The organism is Erythrobacter sp. MTPC3 (assembly GCF_042854385.1).
Classification (GTDB): domain Bacteria; phylum Pseudomonadota; class Alphaproteobacteria; order Sphingomonadales; family Sphingomonadaceae; genus Erythrobacter.
Genome location: NZ_BTGP01000003.1, coordinates 175,058 through 195,969 on the forward strand (window position 1 = coordinate 175,058; position 20,912 = coordinate 195,969).

Annotated in this window: 23 protein-coding genes and 1 tRNA gene; 15 read left to right on the top strand and 9 right to left on the bottom strand. The window is 60.1% G+C overall.

The genetic code is table 11. The features are described from left to right. Positions 1-16: 16 nt before the first annotated feature. The 10 genes from ACGHU1_RS05505 to ACGHU1_RS05550 all read left to right on the top strand — a co-directional run bounded on the left by ACGHU1_RS05505 (position 17) and on the right by ACGHU1_RS05550 (position 9,326). Positions 17-1,027 carry an NADP-dependent oxidoreductase gene (locus tag ACGHU1_RS05505; protein ID WP_390584324.1) on the top strand — a complete coding sequence of 337 codons (1,011 nt, stop codon included), beginning with the start codon at positions 17-19 and terminating at the stop codon, positions 1,025-1,027. Positions 1,028-1,180: 153 nt separating this feature from the next. Further along, positions 1,181-1,558, top strand: a complete 378-nt coding sequence (locus tag ACGHU1_RS05510) for a limonene-1,2-epoxide hydrolase family protein (protein ID WP_390584326.1) — start codon at positions 1,181-1,183, stop codon at positions 1,556-1,558. 123 nt (positions 1,559-1,681) lie between these two features. Further along, the gene (locus tag ACGHU1_RS05515; protein ID WP_390584329.1) at positions 1,682-2,935 is read left to right on the top strand and encodes a cytochrome P450; all 1,254 of its coding nucleotides are present in this window, start codon (positions 1,682-1,684) and stop codon (positions 2,933-2,935) included. Beyond that, positions 2,932-4,014, top strand: coding sequence for an acyl-CoA dehydrogenase family protein (locus ACGHU1_RS05520; protein ID WP_390584331.1), 1,083 nt, complete (start codon positions 2,932-2,934; stop codon positions 4,012-4,014). Before ACGHU1_RS05515 ends, ACGHU1_RS05520 begins: the two co-directional genes overlap by 4 nt. A gap of 11 nt (positions 4,015-4,025) precedes the next feature. Then, entirely contained in the window at positions 4,026-4,463 is a 438-nt protein-coding gene (locus ACGHU1_RS05525; RefSeq protein WP_390584333.1) for a Zn-ribbon domain-containing OB-fold protein, read from the top strand. Beyond that, positions 4,460-5,632: a thiolase family protein gene (locus ACGHU1_RS05530; RefSeq protein WP_390584335.1), complete on the top strand. Its 1,173-nt coding sequence runs from the start codon at positions 4,460-4,462 to the stop codon at positions 5,630-5,632. The genes ACGHU1_RS05525 and ACGHU1_RS05530 overlap by 4 nt, the downstream gene beginning before the upstream one ends. A 21-nt stretch (positions 5,633-5,653) precedes the next feature. Further along, positions 5,654-6,415: an SDR family NAD(P)-dependent oxidoreductase gene (locus tag ACGHU1_RS05535; protein ID WP_390584337.1), complete on the top strand. Its 762-nt coding sequence runs from the start codon at positions 5,654-5,656 to the stop codon at positions 6,413-6,415. A gap of 4 nt (positions 6,416-6,419) precedes the next feature. After that, positions 6,420-7,184: a ThuA domain-containing protein gene (locus tag ACGHU1_RS05540; protein ID WP_390584340.1), complete on the top strand. Its 765-nt coding sequence runs from the start codon at positions 6,420-6,422 to the stop codon at positions 7,182-7,184. 13 nt (positions 7,185-7,197) lie between these two features. Next, positions 7,198-8,406: an acyl-CoA dehydrogenase family protein gene (locus tag ACGHU1_RS05545; protein ID WP_390584342.1), complete on the top strand. Its 1,209-nt coding sequence runs from the start codon at positions 7,198-7,200 to the stop codon at positions 8,404-8,406. A gap of 23 nt (positions 8,407-8,429) precedes the next feature. Next, positions 8,430-9,326 (top strand): SDR family oxidoreductase, encoded by an 897-nt coding sequence (locus ACGHU1_RS05550; protein WP_390584344.1) that lies wholly within the window; start codon positions 8,430-8,432, stop codon positions 9,324-9,326. 6 nt (positions 9,327-9,332) lie between these two features. Here ACGHU1_RS05550 and ACGHU1_RS05555 read toward each other — a convergent pair whose 3' ends face one another. Beyond that, on the bottom strand, positions 9,333-10,958 hold the full coding sequence (locus tag ACGHU1_RS05555; protein ID WP_390584346.1) for an AMP-binding protein: 1,626 nt from the start codon (positions 10,956-10,958) through the stop codon (positions 9,333-9,335). A 123-nt stretch (positions 10,959-11,081) separates the two neighbouring features. On the opposite strand from ACGHU1_RS05555, the gene ACGHU1_RS05560 reads away from it, so the two are divergent. Further along, positions 11,082-11,891 (top strand): LuxR C-terminal-related transcriptional regulator, encoded by an 810-nt coding sequence (locus tag ACGHU1_RS05560; protein WP_390584348.1) that lies wholly within the window; start codon positions 11,082-11,084, stop codon positions 11,889-11,891. A 30-nt stretch (positions 11,892-11,921) separates the two neighbouring features. Here ACGHU1_RS05560 and ACGHU1_RS05565 read toward each other — a convergent pair whose 3' ends face one another. Continuing rightward, positions 11,922-12,458 (bottom strand): VOC family protein, encoded by a 537-nt coding sequence (locus tag ACGHU1_RS05565; RefSeq protein WP_390584351.1) that lies wholly within the window; start codon positions 12,456-12,458, stop codon positions 11,922-11,924. Between the two features lie 107 nt (positions 12,459-12,565). Here ACGHU1_RS05565 and ACGHU1_RS05570 point away from each other — a divergent pair, with 107 nt between their 5' ends. Further along, entirely contained in the window at positions 12,566-13,993 is a 1,428-nt protein-coding gene (locus tag ACGHU1_RS05570; protein WP_390584353.1) for an SRPBCC family protein, read from the top strand. Between the two features lie 9 nt (positions 13,994-14,002). Next, the gene (locus ACGHU1_RS05575; protein ID WP_390584355.1) at positions 14,003-14,755 is read left to right on the top strand and encodes an SDR family NAD(P)-dependent oxidoreductase; all 753 of its coding nucleotides are present in this window, start codon (positions 14,003-14,005) and stop codon (positions 14,753-14,755) included. 376 nt (positions 14,756-15,131) lie between these two features. On the opposite strand, the gene ACGHU1_RS05580 is transcribed toward ACGHU1_RS05575, so the two are convergent. From ACGHU1_RS05580 to ACGHU1_RS05610, 7 genes are all read right to left on the bottom strand, one after another. Next, the gene (locus ACGHU1_RS05580; protein WP_390584358.1) at positions 15,132-16,061 is read right to left on the bottom strand and encodes an SDR family oxidoreductase; all 930 of its coding nucleotides are present in this window, start codon (positions 16,059-16,061) and stop codon (positions 15,132-15,134) included. Further along, a complete protein-coding gene (locus ACGHU1_RS05585) occupies positions 16,061-16,453 on the bottom strand; it encodes a nuclear transport factor 2 family protein (RefSeq protein ID WP_390584361.1) in 393 nt (130 codons plus the stop codon). Before ACGHU1_RS05585 ends, ACGHU1_RS05580 begins: the two co-directional genes overlap by 1 nt. Positions 16,454-16,457: 4 nt before the next feature. Next, on the bottom strand, positions 16,458-16,688 hold the full coding sequence (locus ACGHU1_RS05590) for a biotin/lipoyl-containing protein (protein ID WP_390584363.1): 231 nt from the start codon (positions 16,686-16,688) through the stop codon (positions 16,458-16,460). Further along, a complete protein-coding gene (locus ACGHU1_RS05595; protein WP_390584365.1) occupies positions 16,688-17,686 on the bottom strand; it encodes an alpha-ketoacid dehydrogenase subunit beta in 999 nt (332 codons plus the stop codon). The genes ACGHU1_RS05590 and ACGHU1_RS05595 overlap by 1 nt, the downstream gene beginning before the upstream one ends. Continuing rightward, complete coding sequence (locus ACGHU1_RS05600) at positions 17,686-18,654, bottom strand: thiamine pyrophosphate-dependent dehydrogenase E1 component subunit alpha (protein WP_390584367.1); 969 nt, start codon at positions 18,652-18,654, stop codon at positions 17,686-17,688. Before ACGHU1_RS05600 ends, ACGHU1_RS05595 begins: the two co-directional genes overlap by 1 nt. A 48-nt stretch (positions 18,655-18,702) precedes the next feature. Further along, positions 18,703-19,467: an SDR family NAD(P)-dependent oxidoreductase gene (locus ACGHU1_RS05605; RefSeq protein WP_390584369.1), complete on the bottom strand. Its 765-nt coding sequence runs from the start codon at positions 19,465-19,467 to the stop codon at positions 18,703-18,705. 375 nt (positions 19,468-19,842) lie between these two features. After that, positions 19,843-19,917 (bottom strand) — tRNA-Thr (locus ACGHU1_RS05610). A gap of 90 nt (positions 19,918-20,007) precedes the next feature. Between ACGHU1_RS05610 and ACGHU1_RS05615 the strand changes: the two genes are divergently transcribed. Both ACGHU1_RS05615 and gpmA read left to right on the top strand, forming a co-directional pair. After that, positions 20,008-20,157, top strand: a complete 150-nt coding sequence (locus ACGHU1_RS05615) for a hypothetical protein (protein ID WP_390584371.1) — start codon at positions 20,008-20,010, stop codon at positions 20,155-20,157. A 68-nt stretch (positions 20,158-20,225) separates the two neighbouring features. Continuing rightward, on the top strand, positions 20,226-20,912 hold the full coding sequence (gene gpmA / locus ACGHU1_RS05620) for a 2,3-diphosphoglycerate-dependent phosphoglycerate mutase (RefSeq protein ID WP_390584820.1): 687 nt from the start codon (positions 20,226-20,228) through the stop codon (positions 20,910-20,912).

The window sequence follows — 20,912 nt, forward strand, 5'->3', positions numbered from 1 at the left end:
CAAAAAAGGAACTACCATGCCCGATAACAGGCGCTTCCTCCTCCAGCGTCGCCCCGATGGCGAGCCGGTCCGCGACGACTTTGAACTCGTGACGGTTCAGACGCCCGATTTGGTCGAGGGAGAGTTTTTGATCCGCAATCATTACGCTTCGCTCGACCCGGCGATGCGCGGCTGGATGGATGCAGGCGGCAATTACATGCCGCCGATCCCGCTCGGCGATCCGGTTCGCGCCAGCACAATCGGCGTGGTCGAGGAAAGCCGCGCAGACGGATTTGAAAAAGGCCAGTGGGTCATGGGTTTGAACGCGCTGGAGGATTATTCCATCGGGGTTGCTGGCGGGTTCACCCAGCCGATTGATCCTGCACTTGTGCCAAGTGTGACGAACTACCTCTCGATTTTCGGGGCGGTTGGCATGACCGCATACTTCGGCTTTCTCGAAGTGTGCGAGCCTGAAGAGGGCGACACCGTGCTGGTTTCCGGCGCGGCGGGTGCGGTCGGATCGCTCGTTGGGCAGCTGGCGAAAATCCACGGCTGCCGCGCGGTCGGGATTGCCGGCGGACCGGAGAAATGCGCCAAGCTTATCGACAAATACGGTTTTGATGCGGCGATTGATTACAAGGGCAAGGACGAAGCTGCGCTCACCGCCGCCATTGCCGAGGCCGCGCCTGACGGGGTCGATGTCATCTTTGAAAATGTCGGCGGAGAAATCCTCGATGCGGGGCTCATGAACCTGAACCTATATGCCCGCGTCGGGCTGTGCGGGCTGATCAGCGAATACAACACCGATCCGCGCGGCGCGCGCAATCTGTGGCGTCTGATCGTCAATCGCGCCTCGATCCGCGGTCTGCTGGTGGCCGATTACGTCGAACGCTTTGGCGAGGGCGCGGCCAAGATGGGCGAATGGGCCGCTGCCGGAAAACTCTATTCCGAAGAGCACATCGATGAAGGGCTGGAGCACGCCTTTGACAGTTTCATGCGCCTGTTCGCCGGATCGAACCAGGGCAAGATGATCCTGAAAATCGCCTGACATGCACGGCCTGCCCGTTCTGTCCGGCGGTCATGCGTACGAACCAGAGTATTTGCCGGAATGCTCGCCCTGCTGGGCATATCGGGCGACCCGCGCGGCAGCAATTTGGCCGCGCGGCGTAAATGCGTTCACCATCACAGCCGGAGAAAATCCGTGACACCCATCGAAACAATCACTGCCTTCATCGCCGCCTGGGACGAATTCGATCTGGAGAAAATCTATTCCTTCATGGCGGACGACATCGAATGGACTGACCTGCCACTATCGACCGTGAACGGCATCGATCAGGTTCGCGCAAAGATGGCCGCGTTTCCCGGTGTCGAGGCCTGCGGATTTGAAACGCATCATATTGCCGCGAACGGCAATGTCGTTTTGACAGAGCGCACCGACTGGTTCGAGATGAAGGGCCGCCGCCGCACCATCCGCGTAATGGGCACGTTCGAACTGAACGATAATGGCAAAATCGCGAAATGGCGCGATTATTTCGACAGCGCGGAGTTTGCGCGCGAATTTGGCGACCTCGCCGGATAGCAATCGAAACTCGCAAATTCGCTAAGTCATGCAACCCATGCCCTAACACATTCGCGCAGTGCGTGACGGGCCTGCTTGTGGCTAGGCTTCGCTTTGAATTTCAGAGGGACCGGAGCCTCCACCATGAACAAGCCTGCGGGTAACCTATTTGCCCCCGAAACGCTGACCGACCCGTTCGATTATTACCGCGCCATTCACGATGCCGGGATCGACATCGAACACGTGCCCGAAATGAATGCATTCGTGGTCTACAGTTACGACCTCTGCAACGAGGCCAACACCAAGCCTGAAATATTCTCGAACGATTTCACTGTCCTAATGGGCGCCGAGGATGAGGAAATACAGGAGATCCTGAAAGACGGCTGGGACAATCCGCCGACATTGCTGACCGCCGATCACCCGGTCCACACCCGCAACCGCAAGCTGGTAAACCTCGCTTTTTCCGCGCCGCGCGTAAACGCTATCGAAGCGGACATGCGGACGAAATCGATCCAGCTGATAGAGGGCATGGCGGACAAGGGGGAATGCGAATTCGTCGAGGCGTTTGCCATACCGCTTCCCGTGGCGATGATCGCGCAGCAGATCGGGCTGGATAACGATCCCAAGCAGGTAAAGGACTGGTCCGATGCCGCCGTCGACCGGTTCAGCCAGATGGTCTGCCGCGAACGCCAGCTGGAATGTGCACGGGCCTTTGTCGAATATCAGAAATTCATGAAAGCCAAGATCGAGGACCGCCGCGCAAACGGCGGGGACGATCTGCTCACCGATCTCGTCGAGGCCCGCGTCGAAGGTGAAACGCCGCTGACCGACGAGGAGATCATGTCGATCATGCAGCAATTCATGGTTGCCGGTAACGAAACGACGACATCCACCATTGCGGGCGGATTGCTCCAGTTAATCCGCAATCCAGACCAGATGGAAAAGGCGAAAGCCGCCGCCGGTGGCCGCGATCCGAAGCTGATCGGCAATCTGGTCGAGGAAAGCCTGCGCTATGAAACGCCCACCGCCGGGATGTGGCGCATCGTGAAAGCCGATACCGAGCTGGGCGGCGTTGATATGCCCGCCGGCAGCGTGGTTCAGCTGCGCTATGCTGCGGCGAACCGCGACCCGCGTAAATTCGATAATCCCGATACCTTTGATATCGAGCGCAAGAATGCGCGCGCCCATCTCGCCTTTGGCAAGGGACCGCATATGTGCGTGGGCAATATGCTCAGCCGCAAGGAAATGCTGGTCGCTTTCGATGAATTGCTGGAGCGGCTGGATGATTTCGCGGTCGCCGATGAAGCGGGCATCGCGGTCCTTCCCAATGTGCTGCTGCGCGGTGTCACGCGCCTGCCCATCACCTATTCAAAGGCGGGCGGAGGTCAACAAGCGTGAATTTCGACCTTAGCGAAGAGCAGGAAATGTTCTGTTCCAGCGTAGAGCGGTTCGCGGCGCCGATCGACGTCGAGGCGCGGCGAAAACTGCGCAAATCAGAGGGCGGTTATGACCGCGCGCGCTGGGAAAGTCTGGCGGAGCTGGGCCTGATCGCATTGGCCGCGAGTGAGGATGCAGGCGGCATGGGCGGATCGCCGGTCGATCTTGCGCTTGTGGCCGAAGCCATTGGTAAGGCCAATGCGCCCGATCCGCTGCTTGAACACGGAATTTTGCCTGCATTGCTGCTTGATCGCGGCGGCGCGAACGGCGTGCTGGAAACGGTCATCGGCGGCCAGACTATTGCGAGCCTCGCATGGGCTGAACGCGCCCAGCGTTACAGCCTGGTCGCGAAAGGCACCAAAGCGCATGAAAGCGGCGACAGCTTCACGCTGAGCGGCGAGAAAACCTTCGTCATCGGCGCGGGGATTGCCGACCTGTTCATCGTCACCGCTGAGCTGGACGGCGCGACGGCCTGTTTCCTGGTTCCGGCGAATGCGGACGGTCTGGAAGTGCGCAAATACCGTCTCGCCGATGGCAGCATTGCTGGCGAGCTTAAACTGACCCGCGCGGCGGCGAGCGCAAAACTCGATCTCGATCCCGGTGCGCTGGCCGCGGTCGTCAGCGACACGCGGCTATACGCGGCAGCGGAGATGGTGGGCCTGGGCCAGCGGTTGCTTGATGACACCATCGCGTATGTAAAGGAACGCGAACAATTCGGTGTTGCGATCGGCAGCTTTCAGGCGCTGCAGCACCGGCTTGTCGAGGCCTATGCGAAGATCGAACAGAGCCGCTCAATGCTGTACCGCGCCGCGCTGACCAGCCGCGAAGACACGGCCGCATGGCAGCACGCCGCAGCAGGTGCAAAGGCGTTTATTGGCGAGAATATTGACGCCGTCGCCCGCGAGGCCGTGCAGATGCATGGCGGCATGGGCATCACGGATGAACTGGCCATCGGCCACGCAATGAAGCGGGTCATGGTGCTGGCACGGCTGTTCGGCGACACTGACACCGCGCTATCCGAATATGCGCAGGCTGCCTGAGGGGATTGAGTATGGGCGCGAAAATCGATCCAAACCTGTGGAGCGACGATCCCCAGCCGCACCTGATGGGCGGCAGGCTGACTTCGGGCGAAATCGTATTCCCGATGCCGCAAGGCGACGCTGCAACCGATGTCGAGCCATACAAGCTTTCACGCACAGGCAGGCTATGGTCATGGACCACGCAAGGATTCCTGCCCAAAGAACCATATGAGGGCCCCGGCTCCAGCGAAGGGCCTGATGGCACGCCCAGCCCGCCCGATTTCCAGCCGTTCCTGCTCGGCTATGTCGAATTGCCGGGCGAGGTCATTGTCGAAAGCCGGATTGTCGGCGCGCAGCTTGAAGATCTGGAGCTCAACATGCCGGTCGAATTTTGCGTGGTGCCGTTCAATGCCACCCACGACACTTACGCTTTCCGTCCGCTTGGGACGCAGCAGGAGCAGGCGGCATGAGCGAGAATGTCTATATCATCGGCGCAGGCATCCACCCGTTTGGCCGCACAGAGGGCCGTTCGGGGCGCGAACAGGGCGTTTTCGCCGTGCGCGAGGCGATGGCGGACGCAGGCCTCGAATGGACCGATATCGAATGCGCGTATGGCGGATCGGCGGCGGCGGGCAATGCCGACATCATGGTCAACGAACTGGGCCTTACCTCGCTGCCGTTCACCAATGTTGCCAATGGCTGCGCGACCGGCGGCAGCGCGCTGGTATCGGCGCAGATGGCTATCGCGAGCGGCATGTATGACCTTGCGCTGGCGGTCGGTTTTGACAAGCATCCGCGCGGCGCATTCAATGCCAAACCTTCGGAATATGGTCTGCCCGAATGGTACGGCCAGACCGGCATGATGCTGACCACGCAGTTTTTCGCGCTCAAAATCCAGCGGTACATGCAACTGCATGGCATCAGCCGCGAAACCCTGGGCCGGGTCGCGGAAAAAGCGTTCATCAACGGCACCGTCACTCCGCACGCATGGCGGCGGAGCGAGATCGACCTTGAAACGATTATGAACGCGCCGATGATCAACGATCCGCTGACGAAATTCATGTTCTGCGCTCCGGCAGAGGGCGGCGTTGCGCTGATCCTTGCCAGCGAGAAAAAGGCGAAAGAGCTCGGGGCGCTCGATAACAACGGATCGGTCAAGATAGCGAAGGTTGCGGTGAAGACGCGTCCGCCGGACAGCTTTGAGGTGTTTCAGGCCGGCGTGAGCGTCAAGGAAGGCGGGAAGCCGACCGTTCTTGCCTCGCAGGCCGCTTATGAAGGGGCAGGCATCGGCCCCGAAGACATCGACGTGGCCCAGCTTCAGGACACCGAAAGCGGAGCGGAAGTGATGCACATGGCCGAAAACGGGTTTTGCAAGGATGGCGAGCAGGAAGAATGGCTCGCCAATGGCTGGTCGCGCCGCGATGGAAAGCTGCCGATCAACACCGATGGCGGCTGCATCGCTTGCGGGGAGCCGGTGGGCGCATCGGGCCTGCGGCAGGTCTACGAAAACGTCCAGCAATTGCGCGGACGCGGAGGCGAACGGCAGGTGGTAAAAGCTGACGGTACACCGCCCAAGACCGGCTATAGCCATGTTTACGGCGCGCCGGGCCTTTCGGCTGTCGCGATTCTGGAGCGGTAGATGGCCAGCGAAAACGGACGAATGACCGGAAAGGTAGCGCTGGTTACCGGCGGCGCGGAAGGCATCGGGGCGGCTGTGGGCCGCCGTATCGTGGCAGAAGGCGGCAAAGTGCTGCTGTGCGATGTGCAGATCGACAAGGCGCAGGCGCTTGCCAAGGAGCTGAGTGAGAATGCAGCCGCTTTCAATCTGGACGTGCGCGATCTGGATCAGTGGCACGCGGCGGTAAAGGCGGCGCAAGACCATTTCGGCAAGCTGACTGTATTGTGCAACATTGCCGGTATTTCCGAACCGGGCAATGTCGTCGACGTCGATCTTGATAGCTGGCGGCGCACAATCGACATCAATCTGGAGGGACCGTTTTATGGCTGCCGCGCTGCGATCCCCGCAATGGAGGCATCGGGAGAGCCATGTGCCATCGTGAATATCGGATCGATGATTGCAATCCGCGCGGCCGCATTCGTCGCCGCCTACAGTGCATCCAAAGCAGGTCTGCTGGGCCTCACCCGCTCCATCGCGCTCGACTGCGCGGAACGCGGCGTGCCGATCCGGGCAAATATGGTGCATCCTGGCGCGATCCGCACGCCGATGTATGATCGCTACAAATATTCCGGCGCCGACACGCCCGAGAATATTGAGACGAATTTCGCTGCCACACACCCGATGAACCGCATTGGAGAGCCCGAAGAGGTCGCAAAAGCAGTCGTCTTTCTCGCCAGCGACGATGCCAGTTTCACCACCGGCTGTGATTTCACCGTCGATGGCGGCGGGGCGATAAGGAGCTAAGTATATGGGCGCACAGCCAGCCACCCGGATCGACGCGCATTTTATCGCAGCGGGCAAATATCACGATATCGACTACCCCCGGCTTGAGATACTCAAACTGCTCGCGGAGCATCCGCATATCCGCACCACCGTTGCGGCGGACTATTCGGGTCTGGAACGGCTTGATCAATGCCGTTTCCTGATCACCTACACTTGCGATCTGATGCCAACCGAGGAGCAAGCCGCGCAGGTGCGTGCATGGGTTGAAGGCGGCGGAAAATGGCTGGCGCTGCATGGCACCAATTCGATCCTCGTCTTTACCGAGGACGGTCTCGTCGATGCGCCCGACACCCGCCCCGACGTGATGGAAATGCTGGGCACCCAGTTCAAAGCGCATCCCCCCATCGGTCAGTTCGAAGTTGAGGTCGTGAACAAGGAACACGAGCTGACGCGCGGGATCGACGATTTCGAAGTGGTGGATGAGCTTTACCTGTCCAAGACCACGGCTGATATCGACACGCTGATGCAGACCACATTCGATGGCGAGGCGACCGGCTTCGTGGATGACAAATGGGACAATGAAACCGTCCCGATCCTTTACACCCGCGATCTGGGCAAGGGCCGCATCGTCTACAACACGCTGGGCCATTGCCGCGGGCATTACGATTTGCCCGGAATGCAGGATTTCTACCCGCACAAGGAAATGTGCGCGTGGAATTACGACGTTTACTACGACATGCTCCGCCGCTCAATTGGCTGGGCGATGCGAGCCGAAACCGCAGGCGAATAGAGGGACAATCGCCATGGATATGACATTTGACGCTGATGATCTGGCTTTCCGTGAGGAAGTGCGCACGTTTCTGGCCGAGAAACTGCCCGACCGTTTGAAAGACGGCGCGCGGCGCACACCGGGCGTGTTCGTCGAACCGGATATCGGCATGGAATGGCACCGCATCCTGTTCGAACAGGGCTGGATCGCACCGCACTGGCCGGTGGAGGATGGCGGGACCGGATGGACCCCGACACAGAAATTCATATTTGAAAAAGAGTGCGCCCTTGCCGGCGCGCCCAGCCTCGCGATCCTGGGTCTGCGGCTGGTCGGGCCGGTCATCTGCGCATTCGGCACAGATGAACAAAAGGCGCGGTTCCTGCCGAGAATCCTCTCGGGCGAGGATTACTGGTGTCAGGGATATTCCGAACCCGGCAGCGGATCGGATCTCGCCTCGCTAAAGACGTCAGCCCGGCTCGAAAACGGCGAGTATATCGTCAACGGGTCGAAAATCTGGACCACCCACGCACACCACGCAAACTGGATTTTCGCGTTGGTTCGAACCGATGCGACTGTGAAGAAACAGGCAGGGATCACGTTCCTCCTGCTGCCGATGGATCAGGACGGCGTGGAAGTTACCCCGATCCATTCGATGTCCGGCGATCACGAAGTCAACGCGGTGTTCTTCACCGATGCAAAAACCTCCGCTGAAAACCGCATCGGCGAAGAGGGCGCGGGCTGGTCAATCGCCAAATTCCTGCTCGAAAATGAGCGCGGCGGATCGTGCTATGCCCCGCGCCTCTTGCAGTCCATTGACCGGCTGGAGACACTTTCTAAAACGCAGCCATCGGGCGTGAACGGAGCGATTGCCCACGACCCGCGATTCCGTGACCGGCTCGCCCGCGCCCGGCTCGAGGCGGAGGCGCTGGAAGTTACCGAACTGCGCATCCTTGCCGAACTGGCAAAGGGGCGCGCGCCCGGACCGCAGACCTCGCTCGTCAAACTGCTCGGTTCGAATATCGGGCAGGAAATCGACACGCTGCGGATCGAACTGCTTGGCACCGATGCGCTGCAATTGCCGATGGAGCGCCCGCTTTACGGCAATGAAGCGCCCGAACCGGTCGGCAGCGAGCTGGCGCAAACGGCGATGGGCAAATACCTCAACAACCGCGCCGCGACGATTTTCGGCGGATCGGACGAGGTGCAAAAGAACATCATAGCCAAGACCGTTCTCGGTCTTTGAGCACCCTTTAGGAGAGACACCCAATGGACCTATCAAAGCTCATGTTCCGCGATGGCCTGATGGATGGCGAACGGATTCTCGTCACCGGAGGCGGCACCGGACTGGGCCGCGAAATGACCGAGGGTTTCCTCAAACTGGGCGCGACCGTCTATATCTGCGGACGGCGGCAGAACAAACTGGATGAAACCGCTGCCGAATTGATGGCACAGCATGGCGGAAAGGTGGTCGCCCATGCCTGCGATATCCGTGATCCCGACGCGATCCATGCAATGGTCGACGCGATCTGGGCCGATGGCGGCGCGCTGACCGGAGTGGTCAACAATGCTGCGGGCAATTTCATCAGCCGCACCGAAGACCTGACCGTCAACGGGTTCAATGCGATTGCCGACATCGTCTTTCGCGGGACATTTTACGTGACACTCGACATTGGCAAACGCCTGATAGCGGAGGGCAATAAAGCGAGCTTCCTCTCCATCCTGACGACATGGGTGTGGACCGGCAGCGCGTTCGTTGTGCCCAGCGCCATGTCGAAAACCGCGATCAATTCGATGACACAAAGCCTTTCAACCGAATGGGGCCGGTACGGCCTGCGTTTCAACGCGATTGCCCCGGGCCTTTTCCCGACCAAGGGGATGAGCGCGCGGCTATCGCCCGGCGGACAGGGCGGCAATTCGAAGAATGACCTCAATCCCATGGGCCGCGCCGGAGAGATGCACGAACTTGCAAACCTCGCCGTGTTTTTGATGGGACCGGGCGCAGAATATGTGAACGGACAGACAATCGCCATCGACGGCGCCGGGGCAAAGGCCAATGGCGGCACGTTCTATCCAGTCTTGCAGGGCCTGGGCGATGCCGAATGGGATCAGATGCGGGCCATGATCAAAGGCACCAATGACAAGGATAAGGCTGACCGCAAATAGACCGCGCTATCCGGCGGAAGCATCCGCCAGCCGCTGCGCGGTCTTGTAATCGGGCTTTCCATTGTTGAGCCGCAGGGAGCTGTTAGTCACCACATAGGACCTCGGAATTTTATACCCGGCAAGACCGGCGCGGGCGTGGCTGTCCAGCGCCTCGGCAATATCCACTGCGCCGTCTTGCGGTTTCACCACCGCGACCACTTTGCGGCCAAAGCGCGGATCGGGCAGGCTGACGACGCGCACATCGTCCACCGCCGGATGATCCTGCAGCACGGCCTCGACCTCTTCGGGGAAGACTTTTTCGCCGCCTGTGTTGATGCACATATTGTCGCGGCCGATAAAATCGAGACTGCCATCGGCGGCCCAGCGGGCGCGGTCCCCGGTCATGAGCCAGCGTTTCCCGCCGATTTCGGGGAAAGTCTGCGCGTTCTTCTCATCCTCTCCCAAATAGCCGAGCGGCAGCGGACCTGTGCGCGCGACGATGCCGATGCCGTCGCTCCCGCGCTCAATCTCGTTAAGGTTCTCGTCGAACAGTTTCGTCTCGCGTCCCGGCAGTGCCGCAAACTTGCCGCCGCCGCTGGACCCAGCCGCAGTGGTGATGACAATCGCCGTGCCAGAACTTTCCGAGGAGCCGAGCGCATCAATGATCACTAGCGAGGGATTGTGCGCGATCAGGCGCTGCTTCACCGCTTCGGAAAACACCGCGCCGGAACTGGTAATCGTGCGCAGGCTGGCAATCGCCGATATCTCGCCATTTGCAGCGCGCGCCTCCAACCGGTCAGCGAGCGGTAAGGCAAACGCATCGCCAACGATGAACACGCCGCGCGCACCAATCCGCACGATCTCGTCCAAAGCAATGTCAGCATCGAATTTTTCGTGCGGCAGCAGGGCGAGCGTCCCCCCTTTCAGCAGGTGGATCACCCCTGTAAACTGCCCTGCACCGTGCATCAGCGGGCTGAGCAACAAAATCGGCGATGCACTGGCGGGATGGTCGGGGCCGATGCGGACCGCCTCGGCAATATGCTCCTCCAGTGACGCGGGTACGAAAGGCGGTTCACCGGGACCGCGCTGCCACACGGAAATGCTGAACGCCTGCCACGCCTCGGCAAACGGCCACATCACCGCTTTGGGCATACCGGTCGTCCCGCCGGTTGCGGTGAGAAACAGCGCCTGCGGATCATCATGGATCGCAAAATCATCGGGCAGCGTGAAATCGCGCATCACTGCCCATTCACCTGCGCCAACATCAATGGTCAGCCTTCCGTCAGGCATGGCGGCGCGCGCACCATCGGCAAAATCGCTTTCGGTGAAGACCGCCTTCAGGTCGAACCGGCTGAAAATGTCGGCCAGTTCGCGCTCTTTATAATGATAATTCACGTTCACCGGCGTGATCCCGGCCTTGATGCAGCCGAAATAGGCAAGGATGTAATCGGGCGTATTGCGCAGCATCTGGCCGGCAACGTCTCTGGGCTTTAACCCCTTGCTGCGCAGGGCCGCGGCGATGCTGTCTGTCTGACGGTCCAGATCGCCCCATTGGACCACCCGGTCGCCGTGGACAACCGCTGGCCTGCCCGGCTCAATTGCCCCTGCCAAAGCTTTCAAAGCGGCGCCAAAATTCTCACCCTGCCATACCATTGCCGGAATCTCCTTTAAGTTCGGACTACCAGCGCCAGCCCTTATTTCCCCTGCGTAAAGTATGAGGCGAATCGATCAAGATAAGGTAGAGTGTCCTTGGAGAGTTGAGGAGGAGAAACGGTAATGGCCGAGAACGTAGTCGAACTGCGCACACCGCAAGGGCGTGAGCATCTGGATCAGCTGCTGGAACAGGTGACAATCACCTGCCCGGAAGACATTCACGATGCGGCGGAAAACATGGCCCGCATCGCGCAGGAACGCGGCATGCAGATCGCGATGTGCGACGATATCTCCTCGAAAGAGCCGATGGTCGATGCTGATGGCACCATCCTGAATGCGGACGTGTTTCGTTGGCTGGATGATGGCGCGCGCTGGTGGGAAGACCACCGCCTTGCGCTGCATTCACCGCTTCCGCGTGCCTGCCGGTACGAAAGCGAGCCGTTCTGGGTGAACAGCCACGGGTTCAATACGCGCTGGCGCAATTCGTATCTTGAGGAACTGGACCTCGCCGATTTCGAGAAACGGTCACTGTGCAAGGCGGCGATCGTAATCCCGGTTCACCTGCCGTTCGGCCAGATTTCCGCCAACAGCTTTATCAGCATGGACCGCGACAAAGAGGATTTGAGCGAGGAATTCGCCAAATATGCCTCGCTGTTTTCACAGATCACGCGCCGCTTTGTCGCCGGATATGTTCAGGCACACCGCACAAAACGTCGCATCCCGTCTGACTGCGTCCTGTCGAAACGCGAGGTTGAATGCCTGCGCTGGGCCGCTATTGGCAAAACCGACAAGGAAATCAGCATGATCCTTGAACGATCGCACGCTACAATCCGGTATCACATTCACCGGGCGGGCGAGAAGCTGGATAGCGTGAACCGCGCCCAGACCATCTTCAAGGCAGGCCAGCTCGGCTATCTCGGCGCAAGCAGCTAGTCACCCTGCAAAAATTGATCGGGGCGGCGGTCAGCCCAGCTTTCTAAGCGGTTCGCTGCCGTCCCAATCCTCACCCGCCTTCTTGATCATGGCGAACAGGCCGGGACCGCCCTCACCCTGCTGCAGGATTTCGACGAGGCTGCCCGGCCCTTTGCCCGGATCGACATAAATCACGCGGCTACCGCCTAGCGCACCCTCAATCACAACCTCGGCACCGCGGTCGGCGCAAACGCGGTAGGCTTCGTCCATATCATCGACGAGGATGCAGACATGGTGCAGACCTTCGCCAACATCGGCATATTCGCCGGTGTAAATCGAGGGATGATCATCGCGCGGGCGGATCAGCTCGATCTGGATATCGCCCCAATAGGCCAGAGCGAGATCGAACACCGCATCGGTCGGCGCGCCTTTGTATTTCATGCTTTCCAGATGAATGCCCTCCATCAGGAAAAACGGTCCGACGCCCATAACTTGTGTCCAATGCGCGACCGCCGCGCCGAAATCGCGCGGGACAAAGGCCAGCTGCATGACCTCTCCCAATTCCGAAATGCCTTTGCTGCGCGCCATCAATCCTCTCCAATCCGATAGTGTGCCGAAAGGGCGAACCTGTGTGATATTGCCCTCCGCGAACACTGCACAAAGTGCGAGGAATTAGGGATCTAAAGAGGCCTCTCATGAACGAGATCAAGAAAGTCAGCGCCGAAGACCGTTGCCCCGGCATCAGCTATACCGAGATGCTGGAGGGCGATACGCGCACTCCGCCGGACTATCTTTTCGAAGAAACGGTCGCGGACATGCCGACCGATCCGCTCTCGGTTGATCCCTATATCAGCGAAGAATTTGCCGCGCTCGAACGCAAAAAGGTCTGGCCCAATGTCTGGCTGTTCGCAGCGCGCGAAGACGAGCTTCCCGATACAGGCGACACTGTGGTGTTCGAGATCGCCGGCAAAAGTTTCGTGCTGGTCCGGCAAAAGGATGGCGGCGTCAAAGCGTTCTACAATGCTTGCCTGCACCGCGGCCGCAAACTGCGCACCGAAGGGGGCAATTCGATCCAGCTGCGCTGCCCGTTCCACGGATTTACATGGCGCAATGACGGCACGCTGAAAGAAATTCCGTCCGAATGGGATTTCAAGCACCTCAAAGACAAGAACATGTGCCTGCCGGAGGCGCGGGTCGAACTGTGGCAGGGTTTTGTCATGCTCACCGAAAACCACGACCTGCCCGATTTCAAAACATGGCTTGGCCCGGCGGCGTCGCATTACGAGCGGTATGATTTCGAAAACCGCTACACCGGGATGTGGGTGCAAAAACGCATTCCTGCCAACTGGAAAGCGACGGCAGAGGCATTCATGGAAGCCTGGCATTCGATCACGACGCACCCGCAATTGCTGCCGTTCCTTGGTGATGCGAACACGCGCTATGACCACATCGGTGACCACTTTAACCGTGCGATCACACCCTCCGGCGTGCTCAGCCCCCATATGAAGGGCAAGAATTCCGACTACGTGCTGGAGAAAATGAACGAATTTTCGGGCGGCGCGGATGCCGACACCAACCGCCGTTTCACCGCCAGCAATGATCCGGCGGAAGGGTACGATTCGTCCGATCCGCTGGGCGCTCGCAAAGTGTTGGCCGAGGCGGGACGTCAGGGTTTTGCCGAGCAATACGGATATGATTATTCCGATGCCTCTGACAGCGAGATCCTCGATAATTTCACATACAATATCTTCCCCAATTTCGCGCCGTGGATCGGGTTTCTGCCGACGCTGGTCTATCGCTGGTTGCCCGACGAGACGCCCGATAGCTGCATCATGGAAATCCGCCTGCTCTTCCCGACACCCAAAGGCGAAGAGCGTCCCCGCGCAGTCGAGATGACCTACATCCCCGATGACGAGCCGTTTTCGTGGGCGAATGACATTATGGGCCCGCAGCTTGCCAATGTGTTTGATCAGGACATGTCCAACCTGCCGCATGTCCAGACCGGCATGAAAGCGATGCGGGACGGCATGATGGAGCTGGGCCAGTATCAGGACAGCCGGGTCCGCCATTTCCAGACCACGCTGAAAAAATATATCGACGGCGAGCTGCCAAAGACCGCATAGGCTTCGCCTGTGGCTCTTTCTGTTGATCTTTCGGGGCGCAATGCGCTGATTACCGGCGCGTCGTCTGGCCTTGGTTCGCATTTCGGGCGCATTCTGGCGGCCAATGGTGCCAATGTGGCGCTGGGCGCGCGGCGCAAGGACCGGCTGGAGGCGCTCGCCTCCGAGATCGGCCATCGCGCCAGTGCGGTAGCGATGGATGTGGGGAGCGAGGCGGAGATTATCGCCGGCTTCGATGCCGCTGAACGCGCTTTCGGAACAGTCGACACAGTCATCGCCAATGCCGGGATCGAGGGAGCCGGCATGATGAACGACATTTCAGAAGAAGAGATCGAACGCACGCTCTCCATCAATCTGAAAGGCGCGATCCTGACCGCGCGCGAAGGGGCGCGGCGGATGATGGCAGGCGGCGTTACAAAAGGGCGGATCGTGATGATCGCCTCGATCACGGCATTCGAACCCTCCCCCGGCCTTGTCGCCTATTCCGCCAGCAAGGCGGGCGTGGTGCAGGCTGCGCGCAGCATGGCACGGGAATGGGCGCGCGCCGGAATTTGCGTCAACACGGTCTCGCCCGGTTATATTCGCACGGCCATCAACGATGAATGGTTCGATACAGAACCAGGTAAAAAGCAGATCGCCCGTTTTCCCAAGCGACGGCTGATGGAACAATCAGGGCTCGATGGGCCGATCCTGTTCCTGTGTTCGGACGCAGCGGAGTTCGTGACCGGCGCGGATTTTGTGCTGGATGACGGGCAGACTCTTTAGTTTTGCGCACCCCATCCGGGGTGCGATTTCCTCGCGCCTTTGGCGCTGCGGGCGGGCGGTCGCCCTTGCGGCTGCTTCGCGCCGTTTGGTTTTGCGCACCCCATCCGGGGTGCGATTTCCTCGCGCCTTTGGCGCTGCGGGCGGGCGGTCGCCCTTGCGGCTGCTTCGCGCCGTTTGGGTTGCTGCTTGCGGTGGCGGTGGATGTAGGACGTGCATGACAGATCGGCCTTCGTGTCATCCGCGTCCTACAGCGTAACATATTGAAATTGCGTGATTGCTGCTTGTAGGAGATGGGTGACACTTCTCCTACTTTTGCGGGCTTATCCTGTTTTCAAAGAGCTGTGCCCCTGTGACAAAGACGCCGCGTGTAGGAAAGTCAGATCATCCCCTCCAGCCCGTCCATCCAGTCTTTCGACCGCGCCCATTCAAGGTGCGAGGTCGGCTCCATGCCCAGCAAGTCATGTGCGTTCTGCGGATCGACGAGCAGCGGCGATGTCGGCTGCGCATTGTAGAACGCGTAGAATTTGGCCATCCCGTCATAAATGCTGAGCGGCTGTACTTCGCGCGATCCGGTGACCAGCTCGCTCATGCGGGCGGCAAATTCCTCCGGCGCTAGGCTTTGGAAACGCACCGGTTTGCCGATCGCTTCGGTCAGGTTCGCGGCGACCTCATCGCCGGTCAGCGCATCGGGTCCGCCAATGGGCACGTGCATCCCGTCGGCGGCATCGGTTTGCAGCGCGCGGCGCATCGCCTGACCCACATCCTCCAGGCAGACCCAGTTGATCTTGAGCGTCGGCCCTGCCGGATAGGCGAAAACCCCGTCGCGCATGATCAGCGGGCGAGTCCAGATGCGGTACTGGTTGTCCATGAACACGGTTGGTTCGATGAACACGCACGGAATGCCGGTATCCTCCAGCGCGCGCTCGATATCGCGCCTGCCATCATGCGCCGACAGATCAAGGTCGCGGTCCGCAACATAGCAAGCGGTGTTGAAAACGATCTTCTTTAGCCCGGCTCGCTTTGCCCCTTCGGCAATTTGCTGCCCGAATTGCGCCGCCTTTTCGCGGTCAAATTCAAACGGAAGGTGAAACGCCGCCGCATCCTGCCCGGCAAACGCATGTGCCATGGCATCGGCATCGGTGATATCGGCACGGACCGTCGGCAGGTCGGGGAATGGCGTGCCCTCCATCGCGTTTTCGCGGCGGACGCCTGCTGTCACGTCAAAGCCTGCGCCAAGCAGTTCGGCGACCAGCGGCTGCCCCTGATCCGCCGGTGCGCCCAGCACGCACACTTTTTCGATTGTCATTACTCTGCCGCCTTCCGCGCCACTTCGTCAGCGTCGAAATAATGGATGCGCAGGCTTTTCATCAGGCCGTCTTCAAATTCACCCATTTCGCACACCGTCTGGCTGAAGGTATCTCCGCCGCCTTTCGGCGTCATGGTCAGCGTGAGGACAGTGACTGCATGAGTTTCGCCGCCGGTGATATCGTGAATAATGACCTTAGCCTCAGCCCATGTGCCATACATCGCCGCAGCGCAGCGTTGCAGCGCATCCTTGCCGCGCCACTCACCGGCAAACGGCAGGCATTCCGCTTCGTACAGGACGAAATCGGGATGCAGCAGCGATTCGACTGTCTCCCAATCGCGCGCGCCGGCGGCGGAATAGACGGCGGCCTGAATCTCGCGCGGACTGGTCATACTGTCACCCAATCGTACCGATCACATCGCCGACCTTGTATTTGGCACCCTCTTCGCCGGTGGGATGGATTGTGCCCGCAGCCTGAGCCTCTATCTCCACCGTCGTCTTGTCCGTCTCGGCGGTGTAGATAATGTCACCCTTGGCCACGCTTTCCCCCTCGCCGAACATCCATTCGGCAAGGGTCACTTCGGTTGCGCTCATGCCCAGTTTCGGGATGCGAATTTCTTCAGCCATCAGTCCTTGCCCACGCTCGCTTTGATTTGGTCTGCAATGTCACTTTTCTGCGGGATCCAGGCCTGTTCAAGATGCGTCGCAAACGGCACGGCGGAGAATGTGCCGCCAATCCGCCGGACCGGGCCCTTCAGTTTGTCCCAGCATTTTTCCTGAATGTTCGCGGCGATTTCCGCGCCCACGCCGAATGGGCGAACCGCCTCGTGCAGGGTCAGCGCGCGGCCTGTCTTGTTGACGCTGGCAAGCACGGTTTCCTCGTCATAAGGCGCGATGGTGCGCAGATCGATCACCTCGACGCTGACGCCTTCTTTCTCCATCTCGCCTGCAACCTCCATCGCATCCAGAACGGTGCGGCCATAGGTGATGAGGCTGATGTCGGTGCCCTCCTTTGCCACGGCCGCCTTGCCCAAGGGCACGCGGTAACCGGGGCCGGGATCCTCGCTGGTTAAGCCGTAACACAGGATGTTTTCGATGAAGATCACAGGATCGTTCGCATCGATGGCGGAGCGCATCAGCCCGCGCGCATCGGCGGCGTTGCTGGGCGTGACCACATGCATCCCGGCGACGTGAGCGAACCATGCCTCCAGCATGTCGGAATGCTGTCCGCCGAATCCGACACCCACTCCGGTGGTGGTGCGGATCACGATCGGGCACGGCGTCTGCCCGCCTGACATGAATCGCAATTTGGCCGCGTGATTGACGATCTGGTCCATGCACACGCCGACGAAATTCATCAGCATGATCTCTGCAATCGGGCGCTGTCCCGCGAGCGCCGCGCCCACAGCGGCACCGATAATCGCGGTTTCGGAAATGGGCGTCGCGCGGATGCGGTTTTCGCCGTATTTCTCGGTCAGACCCTGTGTCACCTTGAACACGCCGCCGCCCTGTTTGGCGGATACATCCTCACCCAGGCAGAACACGCCATCATCGTCCGCCATCGCCTCGTCAATCGCGAGGTTGAGCGCCTGCGTCATGGTGATCATGTTAGAGGACTCTGGCATTATGCTGTCTCCTCGAGCACGTCTTTGTAGATTTCATCGGTGTCCGGCAGCGGCGCATCGAGTGCGTGCTGCACCGCGCTGTCGATCTCCGCGTCGATATCGGCGACGATCTTGTCCAGCTCGTCTTCGGTGAACTGGCGCTCCAGCATCACCTTGCGCAGTTTGGGAAGTGGGTCCTCGGCCTGCATTTCGGCGATGTGTTCTTCGGGCATGTAGGAGAAGTCCGAACCGAAGAAGTGGCCCATCATCCGGTAACACATCGCCTCGACCAGCACCGGCCCTTTACCGCTGCGGGCGTGTTCGACCGCTTCTTCCATCGCGGGATAGACGGCGTTCACATCGTTGCCATCAACCTTGATCCCCTTCATGCCGTATCCGGCTGCGCGGCTGGAGATATCGGGGCTGTCGGTGTGATCGGCATAGGCGGTGTGTTCGCCGTAACGATTGTTCTGACACAGGAATATGACCGGCAGTTTATACAGCTGCGCCATATTCATCGCTTCGTGAAAGCCGCCGATATTCGCCGCGCCATCGCCGAAACTGCACAGGGTCACGCGCCCGTCACCATTGTTCTGGCTCGCCATGGCAAGCCCATTGGCAATCGGGATGCCCGATCCCACCACGCCGGTGGTCACCATGATGCCGGTGTCGGGATCGGTGATGTGCATCGTGCCGCCCTTGCCCTTGCACGTGCCGGTCGCCTTGCCCAGGCATTCCCCCCACCACTTTTCAATCGGAATACCCTTGGCCGTCTGTTCGCCCTGCCCGCGGTAAGTGCAGACGACATAATCGTCCTTCTCCAGCGCAGCCATGGCCGCGGCAGAGACCAGCTCCTGCCCGCGCACACAGTAATACATGACGGCGACCTTGCCCTGCATCAGCAGTTCGCGGAATTTCTCGTCCGTGCGGTTCACCTTCATGGTGCGGGTGTAGATATCTAGCAGTTTGTCGCGTTCTATTTCAGCCATCGGGTTGGGCCTTCCTCTTGCAGAATTGGTGGGGCGAAATCGCCGGGATTAGAACTGGACCCGCTGGGTAAAGCCGCCATCGACGACCACGTTCGCGCCGGTCATGTACGGGCAGGCCGGACTGGCGACGAAGACGACCGTTTTGGCCACCTCTTCCGGTTCGCCAAAACGGCCCATCGGCATTTTTGCCAACGTCCCTTCGTAAAGGGGCGGCATCGCGTCCTTGATCATTTCCCAGTTGCCGCCGGGATATTCGATTGCGCCGGGCGATACGCAGTTCACCTTGATACCCATCGGGGCGAGCGCCTGGGCAAGCTGCGATCCGTGGGTGATCAGCGCGGCTTTCAGCGCGTTGAAGGCTTGCGGGGCGACAAAGGTTTCCAGCGCGGCGGTGGACGACATCAGCACGATGGAACCGCTGTCAGATGCTTCGAGATGCGGGGTCAGAACTTCGATCGCGTTGACCGCGCCCATGATGTCCATGTCGAGACCGGCCTGCCAGTCGCCCGTGCCGCCCGTGCCCGATGAGCTCGCCATGTGGACGAAGATATCGCATCCGCCCAGCGCGTCTGCGGCATCCGCGATCCACTTTTTATAGGCGTCAGGCCCATCGGCCATGTCGAAGACCTCGCCGTGCACCTTACCGGGACCGGCAGCATCGATTGCTTTCTTGGCCGCCTCAATCTTGTCTTCCTTGCGGCTGAAGAAGGCGACGTCTGCCCCTTCGGCGGCAAAGTGACGAAGCGATGCGAGGCCCAGTCCGTGTGCGCCGCCATTCATGATGACTTTCTTGCCCTTAAGTCCCAGATCCATCGCTCGTTCTCCCATCGGATTAAATGATGGGAAGGGGATAGCGGAGCGAGGCGCACAAGCGCACTCGTCAAAAGTGTTGGGATTGGGGTGGTTGTGCGGGGGCGGTAGAGTGTTTGCGGGAGTTTTCGTTTGCGCGGGAGTTTTTTTTTGAGTTCGCACCCCATCCGGGGCGCGGTGTCCTCGCGCCTCCGGCGCTGCGGGCGCGCGGTCGCGCTTGCGGCGCTTCGCGCCGTGCTCCGCCACTATCATCCTATTGTCGTGCTGAAACGACGCCGCAGGCGTCGCAAGGGCGACCGCCCGCCGCGCCTTATGGCGCGAAAGCCAAGCGGGCCGGATGGCCCGCGCCCGGCGCTTGAGGGCGCCAAAAAACAAAAATGGTGCCACGAGAGAGAATTGAACTCTCGGCCTCGTCATTACCAATGACGCGCTCTACCACTGAGCTACCGCGGCCCTCTTTCGAGACGCGCGCCTATCGTTGGGGCAGCGCCTCTTGTCAAGCCATGCTTGATGTTCAGGCGCCTTAAGCGCAATGGATTTCGCATGAGTGAAGACACAAGCAAGAATCTGTCGCGCGAAGAGCGTATGGCAGCCAAACTGCGCGAAAACCTGCGCCGCCGCAAAGCGCAAAGCCGCGAAATGACGAGCGAATCGCGCGAAAGCGGGGTTTCCAAGGCGGACGACGATAGCTAGTGGAGTGGCATCATACGATATGATGGCCTAGCGACCTGAACAGCCATCCGGTTCTGCGGAGAAATACCATTCCCAAGCTCATCCTTGTCCGCCACGGCCAGAGCCAGTGGAACCTCGAAAATCGTTTTACCGGCTGGTGGGATGTCGACCTGACCGAAAAAGGCGTGGCCGAGGCGAAAGCAGCAGGCCTTCTGATGAAGGACAAGGGCGTACTGCCCAACGCGTGCTTCACCTCGCTTCAAACGCGCGCGATCAAGACGCTCAACCTCGCACTGGAAGAGGCGGGCCGGTTGTGGTTGCCGGTGATCAAGGACTGGCGCCTCAACGAACGCCATTATGGCGGCCTGACCGGGCTCAACAAACAGGAAACCCGCGACAAGCACGGCGATGAACAGGTGCATATCTGGCGGCGCAGTTTCGATGTGCCTCCGCCGCCAATGGAGCCGGGCAGCGAATACGATCCCGGCGCAGACCCGCGCTATGACGGGATCGATGTGCCCTATACCGAAAGCCTGAAACTGACGATTGAGCGGGTGCTACCCTATTGGGAAAGCGATATTCTGCCGGTACTTGCCAGCGGCGAAACGGTCATCATTTCCGCGCATGGCAATTCGCTGCGGGCGCTGGTCAAACATCTCTCAAATATCTCCGATGATGACATCACCGGGCTGGAGATTCCCACCGGCCAGCCGATAGTCTATGACTTCGATGACAACATGGTGCCGGGTGAACGGTACTATCTAAAAGACAGCTGA

Coding starts and splice junctions, on each gene's coding strand:
- ACGHU1_RS05505 (WP_390584324.1), top strand. CDS start 17: ATGCCCGATAACAGGCGCTTCCTCCTCCAGCGTCGCCCCGATGGCGAG.
- ACGHU1_RS05615 (WP_390584371.1), top strand. CDS start 20,008: ATGAGTGAAGACACAAGCAAGAATCTGTCGCGCGAAGAGCGTATGGCA.
- ACGHU1_RS05595 (WP_390584365.1), bottom strand. CDS start 17,686: ATGCCAGAGTCCTCTAACATGATCACCATGACGCAGGCGCTCAACCTC.
- ACGHU1_RS05585 (WP_390584361.1), bottom strand. CDS start 16,453: ATGACCAGTCCGCGCGAGATTCAGGCCGCCGTCTATTCCGCCGCCGGC.
- ACGHU1_RS05565 (WP_390584351.1), bottom strand. CDS start 12,458: ATGGCGCGCAGCAAAGGCATTTCGGAATTGGGAGAGGTCATGCAGCTG.
- ACGHU1_RS05600 (WP_390584367.1), bottom strand. CDS start 18,654: ATGGCTGAAATAGAACGCGACAAACTGCTAGATATCTACACCCGCACC.
- ACGHU1_RS05570 (WP_390584353.1), top strand. CDS start 12,566: ATGAACGAGATCAAGAAAGTCAGCGCCGAAGACCGTTGCCCCGGCATC.
- ACGHU1_RS05535 (WP_390584337.1), top strand. CDS start 5,654: ATGACCGGAAAGGTAGCGCTGGTTACCGGCGGCGCGGAAGGCATCGGG.
- ACGHU1_RS05580 (WP_390584358.1), bottom strand. CDS start 16,061: ATGACAATCGAAAAAGTGTGCGTGCTGGGCGCACCGGCGGATCAGGGG.
- ACGHU1_RS05525 (WP_390584333.1), top strand. CDS start 4,026: ATGGGCGCGAAAATCGATCCAAACCTGTGGAGCGACGATCCCCAGCCG.
- ACGHU1_RS05515 (WP_390584329.1), top strand. CDS start 1,682: ATGAACAAGCCTGCGGGTAACCTATTTGCCCCCGAAACGCTGACCGAC.
- ACGHU1_RS05540 (WP_390584340.1), top strand. CDS start 6,420: ATGGGCGCACAGCCAGCCACCCGGATCGACGCGCATTTTATCGCAGCG.
- ACGHU1_RS05590 (WP_390584363.1), bottom strand. CDS start 16,688: ATGGCTGAAGAAATTCGCATCCCGAAACTGGGCATGAGCGCAACCGAA.
- ACGHU1_RS05545 (WP_390584342.1), top strand. CDS start 7,198: ATGGATATGACATTTGACGCTGATGATCTGGCTTTCCGTGAGGAAGTG.
- ACGHU1_RS05555 (WP_390584346.1), bottom strand. CDS start 10,958: ATGGTATGGCAGGGTGAGAATTTTGGCGCCGCTTTGAAAGCTTTGGCA.
- ACGHU1_RS05560 (WP_390584348.1), top strand. CDS start 11,082: ATGGCCGAGAACGTAGTCGAACTGCGCACACCGCAAGGGCGTGAGCAT.
- ACGHU1_RS05550 (WP_390584344.1), top strand. CDS start 8,430: ATGGACCTATCAAAGCTCATGTTCCGCGATGGCCTGATGGATGGCGAA.
- ACGHU1_RS05605 (WP_390584369.1), bottom strand. CDS start 19,467: ATGGATCTGGGACTTAAGGGCAAGAAAGTCATCATGAATGGCGGCGCA.
- ACGHU1_RS05530 (WP_390584335.1), top strand. CDS start 4,460: ATGAGCGAGAATGTCTATATCATCGGCGCAGGCATCCACCCGTTTGGC.